We start from the raw sequence: 17,350 nt of genomic DNA on the forward strand, positions 1-17,350 counted from the left end.
AATACTTTTGTTATGGTATCCTTTTTAGCTGATGAAAGTGTGGATTACCGAATTGTTCAATATCTAAGAAATGCTGGCTATTCCGTGAAATCAATACAGGAAATCGCACCTTCCGCCACGGACGAACAAGTTCTAACAATTGCTGAAAATGAAAAATTAGTTCTTGTAACTGAGGATAAAGATTTTGGGGAATTAACTTTCAGATTAAAAAAAAATTCTACCGGTATTGTTCTTCTACGTTTTGAAACAATTGATCTTGAATCTATATGCACTTCACTCTCGAAAGCTTTTCGTGATGCGGAAAAACTTTTTAATAATTTTACCGTGATTTCGTTAAATAAAATCAGAATGAAACTCATACGGGTTCAACCGTAGATTATTGATTCAAGCCCAATTGATGAATCACTTTCTGCCCTAATCCATCAAAACTGCCATTGCTTAAGAGTATGACCACATCGCCGTCGCGCACTTGTGCGGTGATAAAGGCGGCGAGCAAGTCGATATGATTTTCAGGAACGGGAATAGGCGTGGCATAAGCCGCTTTCCCATTTTCATTTAACGCCATCTCCAATTTTTTGGGATTGAGTCTTTCAGACTCTGAATACCGCTCAGGGCGATTTACCGCACCAATTCCGACAACCGATGCCAATTCAAAACACAGGGCGAGTTCCGTTTGAAAAAAACTTCGCGTGGTTGTATTTGAACGCGGCTCAAATGCAGTCACAATGCGCCTTTGAGGGAAGCGCTGTGCAAGTGCTTTGAGCGTTTCGCGAATTGCGGTGGGGTGATGTGCAAAGTCATCGACCACCGTGATTTGCCGACGCGAGTTATCAGCAATGACTTCCAGCCGCCGTTTTGGGCTTTTGAAATGACTCAATCTTCCGGCTATCTCGCTCACTGACTTCTTTTTTTCTCCGGCATGATAGACGGCTGCAATCGCTGCGAGCGCATTGGAAACATTGTGATAACCTGCAAGAGGTGAACTTACCTTTGCGACTGATTCACCACGAAAGAAAATATGAAAGCGTGTTTCGCCACTATCCAATTCTATTTCTCCGGCTTCCCACTCCGCCTCTCCTAATGGTTCTCTATCTGTACATACTTGAAACTGCTCAACGGGCGCAAGCGATTTCTTGGCAAGTGCTACAGCGCGGGAATCGGCGGCATTGACGAGTAAGATGCCGTTTTTAGGAATGAGGTTGATGAAGCGACGAAAGGAAAGTTCAATTTCTTCGATGGAGGCAAAAATATCGGCGTGGTCGAATTCGATATTATTGACAATGGCGATATCGGGGCGATAGTGCAAGAATTTGCTGCGCTTATCGAAAAAGGCGGTATCGTATTCATCGCCTTCAATAATGAAGACGCCCGATGCATTGGGGTTTGGAACCGGGCGTGCGCCGTAGCCGAAATTTTCGGGAATACCGCCAATGAGGAAGCCGGTGTTTAATCCAACGGCATCGGCAAGAAATGCGGCGATTGAAGTGGTCGTAGTTTTTCCGTGCGTTCCTGTTACCACAAGCGATGTGTGGCTTTCAATCAGTTTTGTTTTTATGATCTCTGACATTGAAAGGAGTGGCAAGCGAAGATTCAATGCTGCCTCGAGCTCAGGGTTACCGCGGCTAATCGCGTTGCCAACCACGATGTGAGAAGCGCCTGAGTTTAGAATCTGTTCTTCGCTGTAAGATGTGTGATAAGGAATTCCTTGAGATTGAAGAAAGGTGGACATTGGCGGGTAAACGCCGGAATCAGAGCCTGAAACGGTTTCGCCGCTTTTGGCTAAGGCTGATGCGACCGAGGCCATTGCCGTGCCGCCGATGCCGATGAAGTAGTAGTGATGTTTGGACACGAAGTGCAGAGATTGTAATTTCTTATTGTCGTACTTTCATATATAACGATTTTAGTCATATTGTTGTAGTTTTAGTGACATCCTTTTATTATCCTTTGCGAAAAAAAACTGAGTTTATTTTAACTATAAAAAGTAAAAACCTTTAATCGCAACCTTTAAACTTCATTGCTGACTCAATTCAAATTTCCTCTATTCTATGTTTACTCAAGGTCAAATAGTTAAGAATATTTTGATTAATGAACCTGTAAAGATAACGCAGGTTCAAAAAATAGGCACTGATTATGCAATTACTTTTTCGGGAATCAATTCTAATCAAGTTGGAAAGAAAATGCTTTCTGAAAAGGAAATTGAACAATGTGAAATTATCAGTTCTGATGGCTTATTTGATTTTACTGGGAATCCACTTCATTTTAAGTTGTTTGCTGAGGCAGAACGAATACACTCCGCTTATCAATTTGATCCGCTATATGCTGTCAATTGCAGTATAGTTGACCCACTACCCCATCAAGTTGAAGCTGTTTACAAACATTTACTCCCACTGCCCAAAATACGTTTTTTGCTCGCTGATGATACAGGAGCCGGAAAAACCATCATGACAGGTTTAATACTAAAGGAACTACTTGCTAGAGGGATTATAGAACGCATTTTAATTATAACACCGGGTGGCCTTACTAAGCAATGGCAAGAAGACGAATTAGGGTTCAAATTTAATATGAACTTTAAACTTGTTAACCGAAGTATTTTCACAGCTGAACCAACGGTATTTCATTTTTCAAATCGTGTGGTTTCATCAATGGATTTTATTTCAAGGCCGGAAATTATGGAGGTTCTCATTCAAACCCATTGGGATATCATAGTTTTTGATGAAGCTCATAAACTTTCTGCATATACATACGGGAATAAAAAATATTTTTCACAACGCTATCAAGCTGCTTACCAACTTTCTAAGCAGTGTGAACATTTGTTATTACTTACGGCCACACCGCACCGAGGGCGCGCTGACACATTTCAAATGCTTCTTCAACTACTTGATGAAGATATATTTGCCACCAATGATTTAGCAGAAACAAGAGTAAAGGAAATCGAGCAAAATGGAATAAATCGTTTTTTTATAAGACGATTGAAAGAGGATATGAAGGATTGGAATGGAAAACCACTCTATAAAGATAGGTTTACCCAAACTGTTTCTTATGAATTGACGGAGGAAGAAAAACAGTTATATGATGAAGTAACAAACTATTTAACCAAACGAAAGGCTGAAGCCGCTGAAGAAAAAAATATTCATGTCTCACTTGCATTAACTGTAATGCAGAGACGATTAGCGAGCAGCTTATTTGCTATAAAAAATACCCTTGAAAGGCGGTGGAAGTCATTGCTTAGTCTTGTGGAAGATCTTGAAAAAAATCCATCTCTTTGGAAAGAAAAGCATAAACTAGATAATTTTGATATCACTAATGAAGATGATTATGATGACTTGGAAGATGAAGAACGGGACCTATTAGAAAGACTGCTGAATGATCCAAAAAAATTCAAGCTCTTTACAACATCAAAAAATATCGATGAAATCAGGACTGAGGCGAATGAATTAAAACGTCTTTTTGAGATGGCCAAAGCCTTGGTTGATCGAAATCAGGAAGAAAAAAAGTTTCATGAAGTACAAAAAATATTAAGAGATAAAGGTGTTTTAGAAAACAAAGAAAAACTCGTCATTTTTACCGAACATAAAGATACTCTTGATTATTTAAAGGATAGACTATCAAAAAGTCACGGGTATCAGATTGCTACGATTCACGGAGGAATGTCGGTAGATGAACGAAGACAAGCGCAGTTAGAGTTTTATACACCTGATGTTTCTATACTTATTGCCACTGACGCAGCCGGTGAAGGTATAAATCTCCAATTTTGCAGGCTCTTAATTAATTGGGATATACCTTGGAATCCCAATCGTTTAGAGCAACGAATGGGTAGAATACATCGATATGGTCAGAAACAAGATGTTTTTGTTTTTAATTTAGTTGCTTCCAATACAAGAGAAGGCGCTGTACTCAAAAGACTACTCTCAAAACTCGATAATATACGGCGGGCAATGGGAGATGACCGCGTTTACGATGTTATTCAAGATGTATTAGAAAATATTCCTTTGGAGAAAATCTTACAATCTGTACTTAATGGAGCTGAAAATGAATTCTCTCAATTTTTAAGCAAAAGCGATGATGATCATTATCAGATTTTTCGAGAAAAAATAAATAACCAAAAAAAGGAGCTTGCACGTTCATCTGTTGATTATAAAGAAGCAAGAGAATTGAAGGATTTAAGTGACGAAAAAAGATTACAACCGATTTACATAAGACTTTTTTTTGAGACAGCTTTCAATTCATTGGGTGGAAAGTTTACCGAAGTTAGAAAGGGAATTTATAGAATTGAATATTTGCCATCACTAATTTCTGAAATTCTGAAAAATGAATACAATCTAAATCCTGAGATAATTTCTTCTATCAAATTCTGCTTTGACAAACAGATTTTTTTAGAATTTCAAAACTTTGGGGACATCGGCCGCTTACAGTTTATCAATCCGGGCAATATCTTATTTGATTCACTTTTGAGAGTTGTTATACAACAATATCGGGAGAGTATGCTAAAGGGAACGGTTCTTGTTTCTGCAGAAGATACACATGAACACTTTGCGTATTTGGTTAAATCACAAATCACGGACAATAGATCAAATAACAACGGAGAAAGTGTCGCAGATGAAAAGCTCAGCTTAGTCTTTCGAAATCAGACAAACACTTGGGAACAGACTTCCCCTGCCAAAATTATTGACTTAAAACCCCCGCTTGTCTTCGCAAAGACTTATCTACCTCCTTCTCCAGTTCAACTTAATGATATTGAAGAGTGGAGTTATTTAAATATCACAAAGCCGCAGTATGATGAAGCACAATCAAGGATAAGAGCAGATATTGATAGTAGAAAACGAAATATTGATGAAGCATTTACCCAATTACTTATATCGATACAGCAAGATATATCAGATTTACAGGGAAAATTGCTTTTCGGTGATCCACGTTCTTCTGAGAAGCTGATTGAAAAGGAAAAACGCTATAAGGAGCTTATTGATCGAAAAAAAGTTCGTTTATCCGATTTGGAGCGAATGACTGAACTTAGTAAAAAGCCACCAGAAGTTTTGGGTTGCGCTTATATTATCCCACTTTCAAAACTTGAGTACGAGTCTTTCTTTGGAATGAGCCGTGATGAAGAGGTTGAGACAATTGCAATGAATTTTTCTATGGATTTTGAAATGAAAGATGGCTGGGTACCCACAGATGTCAGTAAGCTTAACGAAGGGTATGATATTCGTAGTCTTTCACCTGAACACTTAAAAAGATATATTGAAGTAAAGGGTCGAAGCGACCAAGATGGTAATGTGTTCTTAACTGAAAATGAAATGAATCGCTTAGCGCAACTTGGAGAAACAGCGTGGTTATATATAGTTTTGAATTGCAAGTCTATACCTGAACTTTATCGAATTCGAAACCCAGCAAAGGTTCTTCAATTTACTCCTAAAGGAAAAGGGATTCAATATTTTTTAGCTATGGAGGAATGGAAAAAAGTAGTTCGATAAGCACCTTAAATTTTCTTTTGGTTCGCTCTCTTTATAATAACCACACAATTTTTTGAAAATGAAGGCATTGAGAAAACGCCCAAGCAACGTTCGTGGCAAACGAAGAAGCGTAACATCTTTTGTAACATCTTTGGAAAAGTTAGCCAAAGATAACAAGCCCAATGTATTTGTTGCGCATTTTGACGGAAAATGGGTCGTTTGGAACTCCGCTAACTTAGATCGACAGTTTGAGTATGCTTCACTATCTAGTGCTAAAAGAAAGGCAGTAACTATTTTCCCTAAGCAAAATATTCATTGGGTAAAAAAAGATGGGACAATTATAACACTTAAACCTAACCAATTATCTCGGTTAAGTGGTTCTCCTAAATCCGTTAGGCTTCGGAAAGATGTAAACACTGTTACAAGTGAGGGCATCACTGTTTAAATCAACCTATTCCCTTTTCCTACAATGGGTAGACTACCTAATGTGAACTCTGTCTTTATTAATTGCCCCTTTGATGACGATTTTTTTTCACTTCTGAAGCCACTTCTTTTTACTGTTATATATTCGGGATTTGAACCCAAACTTTCTTCAACAAAAGATTCTTCGAAACCTCGCTTAGAAACTATTGTTGAACTTATGAAAGGCTCATTGTATTCCATTCATGACCTTTCTCGTGTAGAACCTAATTCAAAAGGACTACCTCGTTTTAATATGCCTTTTGAATTTGGCATTGATTATGGGTTAAAAATTTCGGGTAACAAACAGTGGAAGAAGAAGGAAATGCTCGTTTTTGAGAGAAGCCCTTACGAAGCGAAACCCATTCTTTCCGATACGGGTGGGTTTGACTTTTCAGCCCATAACAATAAGCAAGACCATATTGTAAAATCCGTCAGAAATTGGTTATCTAACAAAAACCCCTCTATTCCAAAAGACAAAGCTATCTTTCAACTTTACTTGAAATTTAGTCATGACTACGCCATTGTTTGTAAAGAAGAAGGTTATAACCCTGACCGTTTTGATGAGCAGCCGATTGATTCCCTCATCATAGAAATAAAAAAATGGATCGAAGCCAATAAACAGTCTAATGCCTGAACCAAAAAAACTTATTGAAGTCGCACTTCCAATTCAAGAAATTTCTGCCGAAAGTGTGCGAGATAAATCCATTCGCCACGGACATATTTCGACCTTGCACTTATGGTGGGCGCGCCGACCGCTCCCCGTTTGCCGTGCCGTCGTTTTTGCAAGCCTCGTTCCTGACCCTGACGATGAATACTGCCCGACTCCTTTCCGAGAAGCCGTTTCTAATTTGCTTGATGAACGATATAAACCAAATCAAGCCACGCCTGACACCCGCCGCAATCGGCTTTTAGCCTTCATTGGCAAATTCTCTGATACGTATTTAAAAAATGAAGACATAGGCAAAACCACACCACCAAAAAAAACACTTTCAGAAAACTCTCTCATTAAGTGGGAGAACAAAAACAACGAACAAATATTAACGCTTGCACGTAAACTCATTTTTGTGGCGTATCAAGCTACGTTACCTGAAAACCGTGATACGCCATTTTCCCAGCTTTCAACGCAATTTGATTCATTGTATTCCGCAATTAAAACAGTAGAAAAGGCTCTTTACGACATACCCAACCGCCATATAAACACGCCAGAAATTGCCAAGAAAGAGAATGACCTTCATCAAGCAATTGAAGTTTTCCTTAATGCAATGCCAAGCGTTTTTGACCCCTTTGCAGGAGGCGGCGCTATCCCTTTAGAAGCGGCAAGGCTTGGATGTAGAAGTTATGGGAACGACCTTAACCCTGTTGCTCATATCATACAAAAAGGGAGTTTGGAATACCCTCAGAAGTATGGCAAACCAATAACCTTTACCAAAAGTGAATTCATTGCACGCTACGGTGAAAAGGAATGGCATGTGCAAAACCCTGATTTTCCTGATAACCCTACCATCACCATCCCTAACCGCTTAGCATTTGATGTAGAATTTTTTGCGAAGAAACTTCTTGCCAAAACCGAAGCAGAAATTGGCCATTATTACCCAACCGTAAATGGGAAAAAACCGATTGCCTATTATTGGGCGCGTGTGGCAACCTGTGCTAACCCCACTTGTGGCGCAAAAGTCCCGCTTCTGAAACAATTTTATTTGGTTAATACCAAAACCAAACACATTTATCTAAAACCCAATATTGAAGGCAAATCCATTTCGTTTGACATTGTTCAAGGGAAATATGATGAGAAAAAACTTGAAGGATGGAATAATAGAGGAAATCTAAAATGCCCTATTTGTAACAGCGTAACAGACGTAGTAAAAATTAAAGACCAAAGTATTCAAGGAAAATTAGAGGAAGTGATTCTTTCCGTAATTGAAGAAGGTGAAAACGGCAAATCATATCGTAAATCAACGATGTTGGAACAAGCCATTGTTAAAGAAATACCCAATGTTTCACCGCCAAACGAGAAAATGCAACGGAATTCTGCCGGAGGAGATACATTTAGTTGGGGCATCTCAGAATGGGGACAACTGTTTTCTCCGCGGCAATTGCTTGCCTTACAGACCTTGGTTAAACACCACCACAGTCTTTGCGATGAACTTAATGCCAAAACCGATGACTATGGTAAAGCCATAGCGGCATACTTGGCGATTTTGATTGATAGGGTTTCTATTATCAATACTACTTTTGGAAGATTAAATATCAGGCGTGAAACACTTGAACATCCCTTTTCAAAACAAGCTATCCCAATGATTTTTGATTACCCTGAATCAAATCCTTTTTGCAATGCCACCGGCAGTGCCTTAAATCAATTGGAATGGATTACCCGATATATTGAATCAGAAAGTCAAATTTCAATTTGGAGTAACTTAAAACAAGCCTCAAGCGGTGAAAAATCTCAATTTCCTGAAAAATCTCTTACCGCGGTCATCACCGACCCTCCCTATTATGATGCGATTGCGTATGCCGACCTTTCCGACTTTTTTTATGTATGGCTCAAGCGAACTCTTGGGGAGGTATTTCCTGAAAACTTCGCCACACCCCAAACGCCGAAGATGGAAGAATGTACGGCGCTCAAGCACCATCGCAATGGCAGTGAAGAAGATGCTAAAACTCATTTTGAAACAAAATTACGCCAGATTTTCGATGCTCTTGAGCATCAAACCCGCGATATTGTCAGCATTATGTTTGCCCACCAAAGCACGGAAGCGTGGACAACGCTGTGCAATTCCATTCTTGGCGCACGGATGAATATCACCGGAAGTTGGGCGATTGATTCAGAAATGCAAAACCGTAGTTTAGCCCTTGCAGGCAACGTGTTAGAATCTTCAATCACGGTTCCCTGTAAGCCATCATCGCGCGTTGGAGTTGGTAGTTACCAAGAGGTTCGGGGGTTCATTGAAAAGCGCATTCAAAAAGAAGTCAACGAGCTTTTTGCGTTAGGGTTTCGTGGCGCCGATTTGTTAACGGCGTGTTTTGGGCAAGCGGTGAGTGAATTTGGGAAATATGAACGTGTTGAAAAGGGCGATGGCAGTGTGGTGTCGGTGGCAGAGCTATTGGATTTGGCCAAAGAAAGCGCATTTAATGCCTTGGTTAAAGGCTTTGAAGGTGATGATTATACGAAGTTTTACATTTCGTGGCTGCAACTGTATGGCTTTAGCGCTTCTGATTTTGATGATATTACCAAGTTGGCTCGCGTAGGGCTTAATATTGATGCCAAAGATTTGGTAAGCGCCGGTATTCTACCTAAAACGACATTTAAGCCGGCAACCAAGCCAAAAGATGATGATAACGACAAGGAAGAACAAAATAATAGACCGCCACGTAAAAAAACGGGCGAAACCATCCATAAATTGGGGACATGCCTTGAGCGTTTCCGCGCCTTTCCTACGCTTGGTACAAGGAATGAAGAGCCTTTGATCAATATGGCGCATCGGGTAATGGCACTTTATCAATCGCAAGACCGTGCTGCACTTTTATCCTACTTGGCGAGCGTGACAGAAAGTTCAAACGGAACGGTGTGGCGCGTTCTCAATTCGCTCGGCGAAGTGTTGCCAAAAGGAACGGAAGATGCAAAATGGGTAGTGGATTTGCTTCTTCAGCGAGATAGCCTTATGAGAGAGGTTAAGGCACTGCGTTCAAAAGCAAACGATAGAGATCCGGATAATCAAGGCTTCCTATTCAATTGATACGAATATTTTCAAATACGGTTAAACACCAACCACCTTTACATTCATGACTTACATCAATAACCATCAACGCGATATTCTTTTTAAGGCATTTGGCACATTTTTGGAGGCAATGCGAGATTACTTTTCGGGTAAATTCAGCAATGCTTTTGGCGTGTCTTGGCCTAAAGAGTATGAAAGGATTTTGAATAGTGGGCAGTTACAAAATTGGCAAGAGGGCATTGCAGGTGGAATAAATCCTAAAGGGTTGATTGATTATCCTCATTTAAAGCAAATTGCAATTCAGTTCAAAGAACACCTGAGAAGTGACTTTAAGAACGATGTTACGCAGCTGCCAACGCATTTTGAGACGATGAAAGATGTGCGCGATAAGTTGGCACACTTTCAAGATATTAACCAAGATGAATACAATGATGTGTTCATTCAAATGAAGAAAGTCCTCGGTAAACTCAAATTGGATGAATTGAAGGCAGAGCTTTCCCTATTACAAGATGGAAAACCTGAGGCAAGTACAAAGAAAGCAAAACCAAGCCCAACCTTATTTCAAACACAACCTTGGTTTAATGTCGTAAAACCTCATAGTGATATTGCACAAGGGCGTTTAGATGAATCAGTATTTGCCGCAAATCTCAGTGAGGTTGCATTAGGGAGCGGCCCTGAAGTGTATAACAATCCCGTTCTCTTTTTTTCAAAAACACATATCACTGAGGGGTTAAAAAATTTAGCAAAACGTGTGGTTATGGGGCTTAATGGTGATGAAGAAGCCGATAACCGAACTATTCAGCTACAAACCAATTTTGGCGGTGGGAAAACTCACTCACTGATTTCCCTCTTGCATTTATGCAAAAACGGAAACCGGTTAATTGAGGGTTCGCAGGTTGTTAATGAGCTTTTTAATGGAATCGCCGCTCCCAAGTTTGAGAAAGCCAATATTGCAGTATTTACGAATGCAACGAATGATGTTTCGAACGGGCGCCGCGTAGGCGACCTTCATATTCAAACCCTTTGGGGAGAATTAGCTTATCAATTATGTGGAAAAGATGGGTTTGAGATTGTTCAAAAAAATGACAAAGAGTTGATTTCGCCGTCTTCGGAAGTGTTTAAACAAGTTTTAATAAAAGCCCAGCCTGCACTGATATTGATTGATGAACTCACGGATTATTGTGTAAAGGCATCGGCTCGTGTTGTTGGTAAAAGCACATTGGGTGAGCAAACGGTTTCATTTATGCAAGCCCTAACCGAGGCTGTAACACAAGTTAAGCAAGCCGTTTCGGTAGTAACACTGCCATCGAGTGCAGAAGAAGCGGGGACCTCAGATGCTTCTATCGCGATGTTAACAAGTTTAAGTAAGCGGGTTGGGAGACTTTCAAACGATACAATGCCTGTCTCTGATGATGAAATCTATCAAGTTATCCGCCGTCGGCTTTTTGACTTTGCCGGTAATGAAGAAGATATAGTTCAAGTTGCCTCTCAGTATGTCGATTTTTATCAGACAATTGCAAAGGAAGTGCCAAGCAATGCCAGTAAATCGAATTATAAAGATCGTATTCAAAAATCATACCCGTTTCACCCCGAACTCATAGATATTTTTAAGAATCGTTGGGCAAGCAGTTCACAATTTCAAAGAACTCGCGGCGTATTGAGGCTTCTTGCACTTTTGGTGAGTGATTTGTGGAAAAGGAAGGACTCTCTTTCAGGTGGTAACCTTCTTATTCAAACCAGTGATGTCAACTTGGATAATTTAGAAGGGTATCGTGCACAAATTCAGAGATTATATGGAAACGGATTTAGTGCGGTTTTGTCTGCAGATGTATTGGGTTCAATATCAAATTCGGCTAAACTAGACTTAGAGAAAAATGGGTATGGAAGCGGTCGGTTCGCCCAAACAGTCACATCTTGCATTTTGCTTAACACGATTGGTGCGGATGGGGCAAATAAAGGGGTATCTGTTCAAGAGTTAAAACTACAATTGCTTTCACCAAATGGTATTAATCATAACACAGTCAATACGGCGTTAGATGATTTAGAAGCCTGTGCTTACTATTTGTACTATGCTCAAAATGGGAACCAAAAAAGGTATTGGTTTCATATTAAGCCAAATCTTAACATTTTAATTAATCAGGCAAAGTCAGACATTTCTACCGATGAAATTTATGCTGAAGTTATTCGCCGAATTAAGGACAAAACGAAATCGGTTCAACACTTCAATATTTTAGTTGACCCTTCAACTGATGTTTCAGAGCAAAAAAAACTCACCTTAATTATCTTAAATCCAAGACATACTTATAGCAATAGAAGTTTTGTTCATGACACCCAAACACAAATCACCTCTATAGCTACCAAAAAAGGGTCAACAGCGCGGACTTATGCTAATACAATTCTTTTTTTGTTGCCTTCAGAAGAAGCAATGTTGAAATTGAACGAATTGGTTCGAGTCTATTTAGCAGCAGTCAAGGTGAATTCAGAATACATAGGGCAATTAGAAACCGAGCAAAAGCATGAATTAAAGAAGAAAATCGAGGATTCATCAAAAATTTTAGAGTCAGGAATTTCAACTGCTTATTCAGTCGTTGCAAAACATCACACGCGTGAAGGCATTAAAATATTGATTTTAACTGAACCTAAAGACAGTTTGGATTCACAAATTGATTTCACACTCAAAAAAAAGTTGATTGAAGAAGAATGGTTGCTCGAAGGAATTGGGATTAATTTGATGCAACGATTAAATGTTTTTCCAACACCTGAAAAATCCATTCGTCTAACAGACTGTTATGAAAGTTTTTTGCGTTATAACGACTTCCCAATGATTCTTAATGAAAGTGTGTTTTCAAACTCTATTCTTCTTTATTGTTTGAACAAGCAATTTTGTATTGGTTCAGGCGACGGAAAAACTTGGAACAAAATCTACTTTGGTGAAACTATCCCTTTTCTGAAAATAGATGATGAGAGTTATTGGATTTTGGATAAAAGTTCATTTGTTGAACCATCAGTTTCACCACAACCTATTCCAACACCAATTCCTCGATCTGAAAATCCATTACAACCTCCCGTGCCATTACCGCCAGTTGAACCATTAAATAAAATCAATAGGCTTACAGTTTCAGGGGATGTTTCTTTAGAACATTACACAGAACTTTTCAGGTGTTTCATTGCTCCCTTTACTAAAAACGGGCATAAAGTTGATATTTCTATAAACTTTACCATTAAGTCTAGCGAATCAAATTCATTAGAGGAAAATAGTCCACTTGTGAATGCTGCAAAGGAAGCTGCTATGCAGTTGGGTTTAAGACTTATGAAAGAGTAGTTCCTTAATCTTTATTTGATTAAAAATGAATGTTTCTGGGCGAGTTTACAGATTTTAACTGCGTTTATCTCTTTCAGCATTCATAGACCAATTTCCCTTTTTCGAGGATAAGACTTTCTAACAATGCATGAACCTTTCTTCCTTTTTCAATTTCTTCAATTGTTTTGACCAAAATGTCTTTTGGAATTGGAATATCTCGTAGGGCTTTTCTTGCTCGAATTCTTCTTTCCTTTGGCGTTTCTTCACTTGAGTCGAGAATTACACATAAATCAATATCACTATCTTCGGAGGGAATCCCCCACGCTTGAGATCCAAAAAGGAATATTCGCTTCGGTTTAAATTCATTCACTAAACGAGTAACCAAAAGTGATATTTGCTGCTCCTGTTTTTCCATATTCTTTTTGGGAAATTTATAAAACCTGTAACGAAAATCACCAAATCAAAAAGGCACCCGAAGGTGCCTTATTTGTTTGCCGAAGATTGGCTTAGGAAACGAGAACTTTTTCAGCGTGGCGGAAGTCCACACAAAGCCAATGGCCTTCGAAGTAGGCTTCATCGGATTTGAGGCCTGCAAGGAAGATGGGCAGTGTAACGGTTTTTTGGTTGTCTCCGATTCGCACCGTGAGGTCATCGCCTTGCTGTTGCAATTGAATGTTCATACCAACGGTATTGGCAAAGGGTAATTTCATCCGCAATTGGAAATACCCTTCAGGTTGTTTTTTGATTTCAATCGGGTTTTCGGAGAAGAAAACCTTCATTGGATCATTGGTACTATAGACTTCATTGGCCATTAAGCGTAGTGCATCAAGCCCAACAACTTCGTGAGAGAACAGCGGCACTTTTGAGATGGGGATTGGTGCAAACGCATGATGAATTTCATCCACATATTTATGCTGCACTTTTTTCCATTCATTGAGGTAACCGGAGTCTTTTTCTTGAGGAAGCACACGGTTGATGATAACGCTATCGACGGTAATTCCATACAAGTTCAAGTAAGTCAGTGCTCGCATTGATTCTTTGATGACCATCTTTTCGGGGTTCATTACTAAGCGAACCGTGCATTTCGAGTTATCGGCTAAAAGATCAATAATGCCTTCTGTTGCGGTAAAGAGATTATCGATTGCGCTGAAGACGGCTGCCGGAGCCACAACTTTTTCGGTTTTGCTGGAAATTTTTGAAAGCGGCCGAATGAGCGGTTTAACGGCAAAACGCTCGACATTGCGGAGCATCTTCATAACCCATCCAAAGGTTTCGGGAAGCGAGAGCAGACGCAAGGTTTCGCCGGTTGGCGCGCAGTCAACGACGAGCAAATCATATTTACCTGATTCATTGTGCTGTTTGATGTAAGAAAGCGAAAAGAGCTCTTCCATTCCGGGAAGGATTCCGATTTCTTCGGCATAAACACCGTCGACTCCTTTATTACGCATGAGTTCGGCAAAGTGAGCGCGAACGACTTCCCAATTATGATTGAGATCGCTAAACACGCTGACTTCTTGAGCATCCAAATTTTTTGTGATATTCATTGGGGATGGCCCGAGTTCGCGATCGAGTGAATCTCCGAGGCTGTGTGCCGGGTCGGTGGACATAATGAGGGTTTTGTAACCCATTTCTGCAGCGCGTAGAGCGGTGCACGCGGCGGCCGATGTTTTTCCAACGCCGCCTTTTCCTGTAAAGACAATAATTCTCATAGTTTTTTCTTTTTCAACTGCAAAATACTTCAAAGAGCAGATGGGTTAATAGCTGTAATAATTTAAAAAAAAATAATTATCGATTGTACCCCCTTGGTTTGGTCTGTTTTGGAAATCCGGAATCACCCCCGGGACTGTTTGTACTCGTTTTTCTTGGCGGCCGCCGTTGCTGACGAACTGTTTTGACGAAATGTGGCAATGCGGGTAAAATAATTTCAAGCGCAAGTTTTGCATTCTCAGGGCTTCCGGGAAGATTCACCACAAGTGATTGATTCCGAATACCACTCACCCCACGCGAGAGCATGAGGGTGGGATGCGTTTCACGATAAGAAAGACGAATAGCATCTGAAAGTCCTACAACTTCGCGTTGTAAAATTTTGAATGTGGCTTCTGGTGTTACATCACGAGGTGAACACCCAGCGCCGCCGGTGGTTAGTATGACATCCACTCGTTCAATTTCTGCACATCGAACAATTTCATTTGAAATGGCATTGGCTTCATCCGGAACAATTCGTTGAATGGCCACTTCGTAAACATCGGCTGGGAATGCAGCGGCGACTTTTGGACCCGATTCATCCTTATAGATACCTTGATAAGCTCTATCGCTAACGGTAATTACTGCAACTCGAATCGCTCGGGGCTCGGCGGCGTATGAAATTGCGGCAGTAACGGTAGATGTTGTTGTCGTCATTGGTGATTCATTTTTTCATTTTGTTCATTTTCATTTTCAACCAAATGGGTTCGCACAGATACTTCACGACTACAACGAACTTTTCAGAATAAGCGGCGATTAATCCTTATTTTAAGGATTCAATATACTCAGAGTCGTTTTCCTTTTTTTGGTTACGAATTAATTTTTCTATGAAAAATGAATTTGACGAAAACGCCCAAAAAGGCCGTAGAGAAAGGGGAAATATTCTCTAAGTTGGTTGGAAAAAATGCTTCATTTACTTCTTGATGAAAGAGAAGATTTTTAGAAAAATGGGTTTTTGAATCAATGAACGGAAAAAACTTTTTGAAATAAAGTGCTCTTTTTACTTCACCTTATGACTTTTTTAACACATATCGGGTTATCGAAAAATTAGAAATATGACGGAGTCGCAACAGCAGCCGGTTTCACACCTTGAAGAATTAAATGATCAAATGCTTCGCCGCCGTGAGGAGTTACAAAAACTTCGCGAAATGGGCGTGAATCCATATCCGCCAAAGTATGAAGTAAATACGAATGCTCTTGAAATTTTAGGGTCATTTATTGACGGAGAAAGTCGGGATGTAAAAATAGCGGGGCGAATCATGACGATTCGAAATATGGGAAAGGCTGCTTTTTTTCATTTGCAAGATTCGCACGGCCGAATACAGGTATATGTAAAAAAGGATGATGTGGGTGAAGAAACCTATAAGATGTTTAAGATGCTTGACATTGGTGATGTCATAGGGGTTGATGGATTTACATTTAGAACCAAGATGGGAGAAATTTCGGTTCATGCGAAATCGTTAGCCTTGCTAGCGAAGTCGCTCCGTCCGATTCCCGTTGCTAAAGAGCAAGATGTGGATGGAAAGAAAGTGATTTATGATGCTTTTGCCGATAAAGAAATGCGATACCGACAGCGTTATGTCGATTTAATTGTTAATCCACAAGTTCGTGAAGTGTTTCGCAAGCGTTCAACCATTATACAAACAATGCGGCGTGTCATGACGGACGCCGGTTACCTTGAAGTTGAAACGCCAATTTTGCAATCGATGTACGGAGGAGCCTCTGCCCGCCCGTTTACAACCCATTATAACGCTCTTGATTCGACATTTTTTTTGCGTATTGCCAACGAGCTTTATCTCAAGCGGTTGATTGTCGGTGGTTTCGATGGTGTTTTTGAATTTGCGAAAGACTTTCGGAATGAAGGAATGAGCCGTTTTCATAACCCTGAGTTTACGATGCTTGAGCTCTATGTTGCTTATAAAGATTATGTGTGGATGATGGGATTTGTTGAAACGCTTTTTGAAGAAGTTGCAAAAGCGGTTAGCGGAGGAACAACGGTTCAAGTTGGTGAACATAAAATCCATTTGAAAGCACCCTTTGCTCGATTAACAATGGCGGAGTCGATTGAAAAATACACGGGTAAAACGATTGAAGGAAAAACGGAGACTGAGCTTCGAGCAATTGCAACTGAATTAGGCCTGAAGCTTGATCCGAAGATTGGAAGTGGAAAAATTATCGATGAAATTTTTGGTGAATTTGTGGAGTCAAAGTTGATTCAACCGACATTTATTACGGACTATCCAATTGAGATGTCGCCTTTGACAAAAAAGCACCGTTCAAAGCCGGGCTTAGTTGAGCGCTTTGAATTGATTGTTGCCGGAAAGGAAGTTTGCAATGCCTATACAGAACTCAATGACCCGCTTGACCAAAGGCAACGCTTGGAAGAGCAAGCAGGGCTTCGCGAGCGGGGTGATGAAGAGGCAATGGGCGTTGATGAAGATTTTCTTCGTGCTCTTGAATATGGAATGCCACCAACGGCAGGTATTGGAATTGGAATTGACCGATTAACAATGCTCATTACGGGTCAAGAGAGTATTCGAGACGTAATTTTTTTCCCACACTTAAAACCCGAATAAAGTGTCCTCAAAAGCAATTGAAACGCAATTAAAGCGCGGAAAAAATCCGCGCTTTTTCTATTTTCCCAAGTAATCCGTTAAAATCTATTTTTGCGTGAGTTATTT

11 protein-coding genes are annotated in these 17,350 nt (G+C 40.0%); 7 read left to right on the plus strand and 4 right to left on the minus strand.

The features are described 5' to 3' along the window. Positions 1-12 precede the first annotated feature (12 nt). Positions 13-375, plus strand: a complete 363-nt coding sequence (locus tag SFU91_07435; GenBank protein MDX2128849.1) for a DUF5615 family PIN-like protein — start codon at positions 13-15, stop codon at positions 373-375. Position 376: 1 nt separating this feature from the next. On the opposite strand, the gene SFU91_07440 is transcribed toward SFU91_07435, so the two are convergent. Next, positions 377-1,849, minus strand: coding sequence for a Mur ligase family protein (locus SFU91_07440; protein MDX2128850.1), 1,473 nt, complete (start codon positions 1,847-1,849; stop codon positions 377-379). Between the two features lie 196 nt (positions 1,850-2,045). On the opposite strand from SFU91_07440, the gene SFU91_07445 reads away from it, so the two are divergent. Genes SFU91_07445 through SFU91_07465 form a run of 5 tightly spaced genes read left to right on the plus strand, consistent with a single transcriptional unit; the run spans position 2,046 to position 12,947 of the window. Next, positions 2,046-5,468: a helicase-related protein gene (locus SFU91_07445; GenBank protein ID MDX2128851.1), complete on the plus strand. Its 3,423-nt coding sequence runs from the start codon at positions 2,046-2,048 to the stop codon at positions 5,466-5,468. A 58-nt stretch (positions 5,469-5,526) separates the two neighbouring features. Next, positions 5,527-5,892 carry a hypothetical protein gene (locus SFU91_07450; GenBank protein MDX2128852.1) on the plus strand — a complete coding sequence of 122 codons (366 nt, stop codon included), beginning with the start codon at positions 5,527-5,529 and terminating at the stop codon, positions 5,890-5,892. 24 nt (positions 5,893-5,916) lie between these two features. After that, entirely contained in the window at positions 5,917-6,543 is a 627-nt protein-coding gene (locus SFU91_07455; GenBank protein ID MDX2128853.1) for a hypothetical protein, read from the plus strand. After that, a complete protein-coding gene (locus SFU91_07460; protein ID MDX2128854.1) occupies positions 6,536-9,643 on the plus strand; it encodes a DUF1156 domain-containing protein in 3,108 nt (1,035 codons plus the stop codon). The genes SFU91_07455 and SFU91_07460 overlap by 8 nt, the downstream gene beginning before the upstream one ends. 46 nt (positions 9,644-9,689) lie before the next feature. Beyond that, positions 9,690-12,947, plus strand: coding sequence for a DUF499 domain-containing protein (locus SFU91_07465; GenBank protein ID MDX2128855.1), 3,258 nt, complete (start codon positions 9,690-9,692; stop codon positions 12,945-12,947). Between the two features lie 73 nt (positions 12,948-13,020). Here SFU91_07465 and SFU91_07470 read toward each other — a convergent pair whose 3' ends face one another. The 3 genes from SFU91_07470 to SFU91_07480 form a co-directional block, all read right to left on the minus strand. Then, positions 13,021-13,341, minus strand: a complete 321-nt coding sequence (locus tag SFU91_07470; protein MDX2128856.1) for a nucleotidyltransferase domain-containing protein — start codon at positions 13,339-13,341, stop codon at positions 13,021-13,023. A gap of 91 nt (positions 13,342-13,432) precedes the next feature. Continuing rightward, entirely contained in the window at positions 13,433-14,635 is a 1,203-nt protein-coding gene (locus SFU91_07475) for an ArsA family ATPase (protein ID MDX2128857.1), read from the minus strand. A 76-nt stretch (positions 14,636-14,711) separates the two neighbouring features. Further along, entirely contained in the window at positions 14,712-15,326 is a 615-nt protein-coding gene (locus SFU91_07480; protein ID MDX2128858.1) for a MogA/MoaB family molybdenum cofactor biosynthesis protein, read from the minus strand. A 398-nt stretch (positions 15,327-15,724) separates the two neighbouring features. On the opposite strand from SFU91_07480, the gene lysS reads away from it, so the two are divergent. After that, on the plus strand, positions 15,725-17,245 hold the full coding sequence (gene lysS, locus SFU91_07485; GenBank protein ID MDX2128859.1) for a lysine--tRNA ligase: 1,521 nt from the start codon (positions 15,725-15,727) through the stop codon (positions 17,243-17,245). Positions 17,246-17,350: the final 105 nt, after the last annotated feature.

Source organism: Chloroherpetonaceae bacterium (assembly GCA_033763895.1).
GTDB lineage: Bacteria > Bacteroidota > Chlorobiia > Chlorobiales > Thermochlorobacteraceae > JANRJQ01.

Bases quoted from the DNA above. Each gene is read 5' to 3' on its own strand.
- SFU91_07450 (MDX2128852.1), top strand. From the start codon at position 5,527: ATGAAGGCATTGAGAAAACGCCCAAGCAACGTTCGTGGCAAACGAAGA.
- SFU91_07445 (MDX2128851.1), top strand. From the start codon at position 2,046: ATGTTTACTCAAGGTCAAATAGTTAAGAATATTTTGATTAATGAACCT.
- SFU91_07470 (MDX2128856.1), bottom strand. From the start codon at position 13,341: ATGGAAAAACAGGAGCAGCAAATATCACTTTTGGTTACTCGTTTAGTG.
- SFU91_07460 (MDX2128854.1), top strand. From the start codon at position 6,536: ATGCCTGAACCAAAAAAACTTATTGAAGTCGCACTTCCAATTCAAGAA.
- lysS (MDX2128859.1), top strand. From the start codon at position 15,725: ATGACGGAGTCGCAACAGCAGCCGGTTTCACACCTTGAAGAATTAAAT.
- SFU91_07465 (MDX2128855.1), top strand. From the start codon at position 9,690: ATGACTTACATCAATAACCATCAACGCGATATTCTTTTTAAGGCATTT.
- SFU91_07475 (MDX2128857.1), bottom strand. From the start codon at position 14,635: ATGAGAATTATTGTCTTTACAGGAAAAGGCGGCGTTGGAAAAACATCG.
- SFU91_07480 (MDX2128858.1), bottom strand. From the start codon at position 15,326: ATGACGACAACAACATCTACCGTTACTGCCGCAATTTCATACGCCGCC.
- SFU91_07455 (MDX2128853.1), top strand. From the start codon at position 5,917: ATGGGTAGACTACCTAATGTGAACTCTGTCTTTATTAATTGCCCCTTT.
- SFU91_07435 (MDX2128849.1), top strand. From the start codon at position 13: ATGGTATCCTTTTTAGCTGATGAAAGTGTGGATTACCGAATTGTTCAA.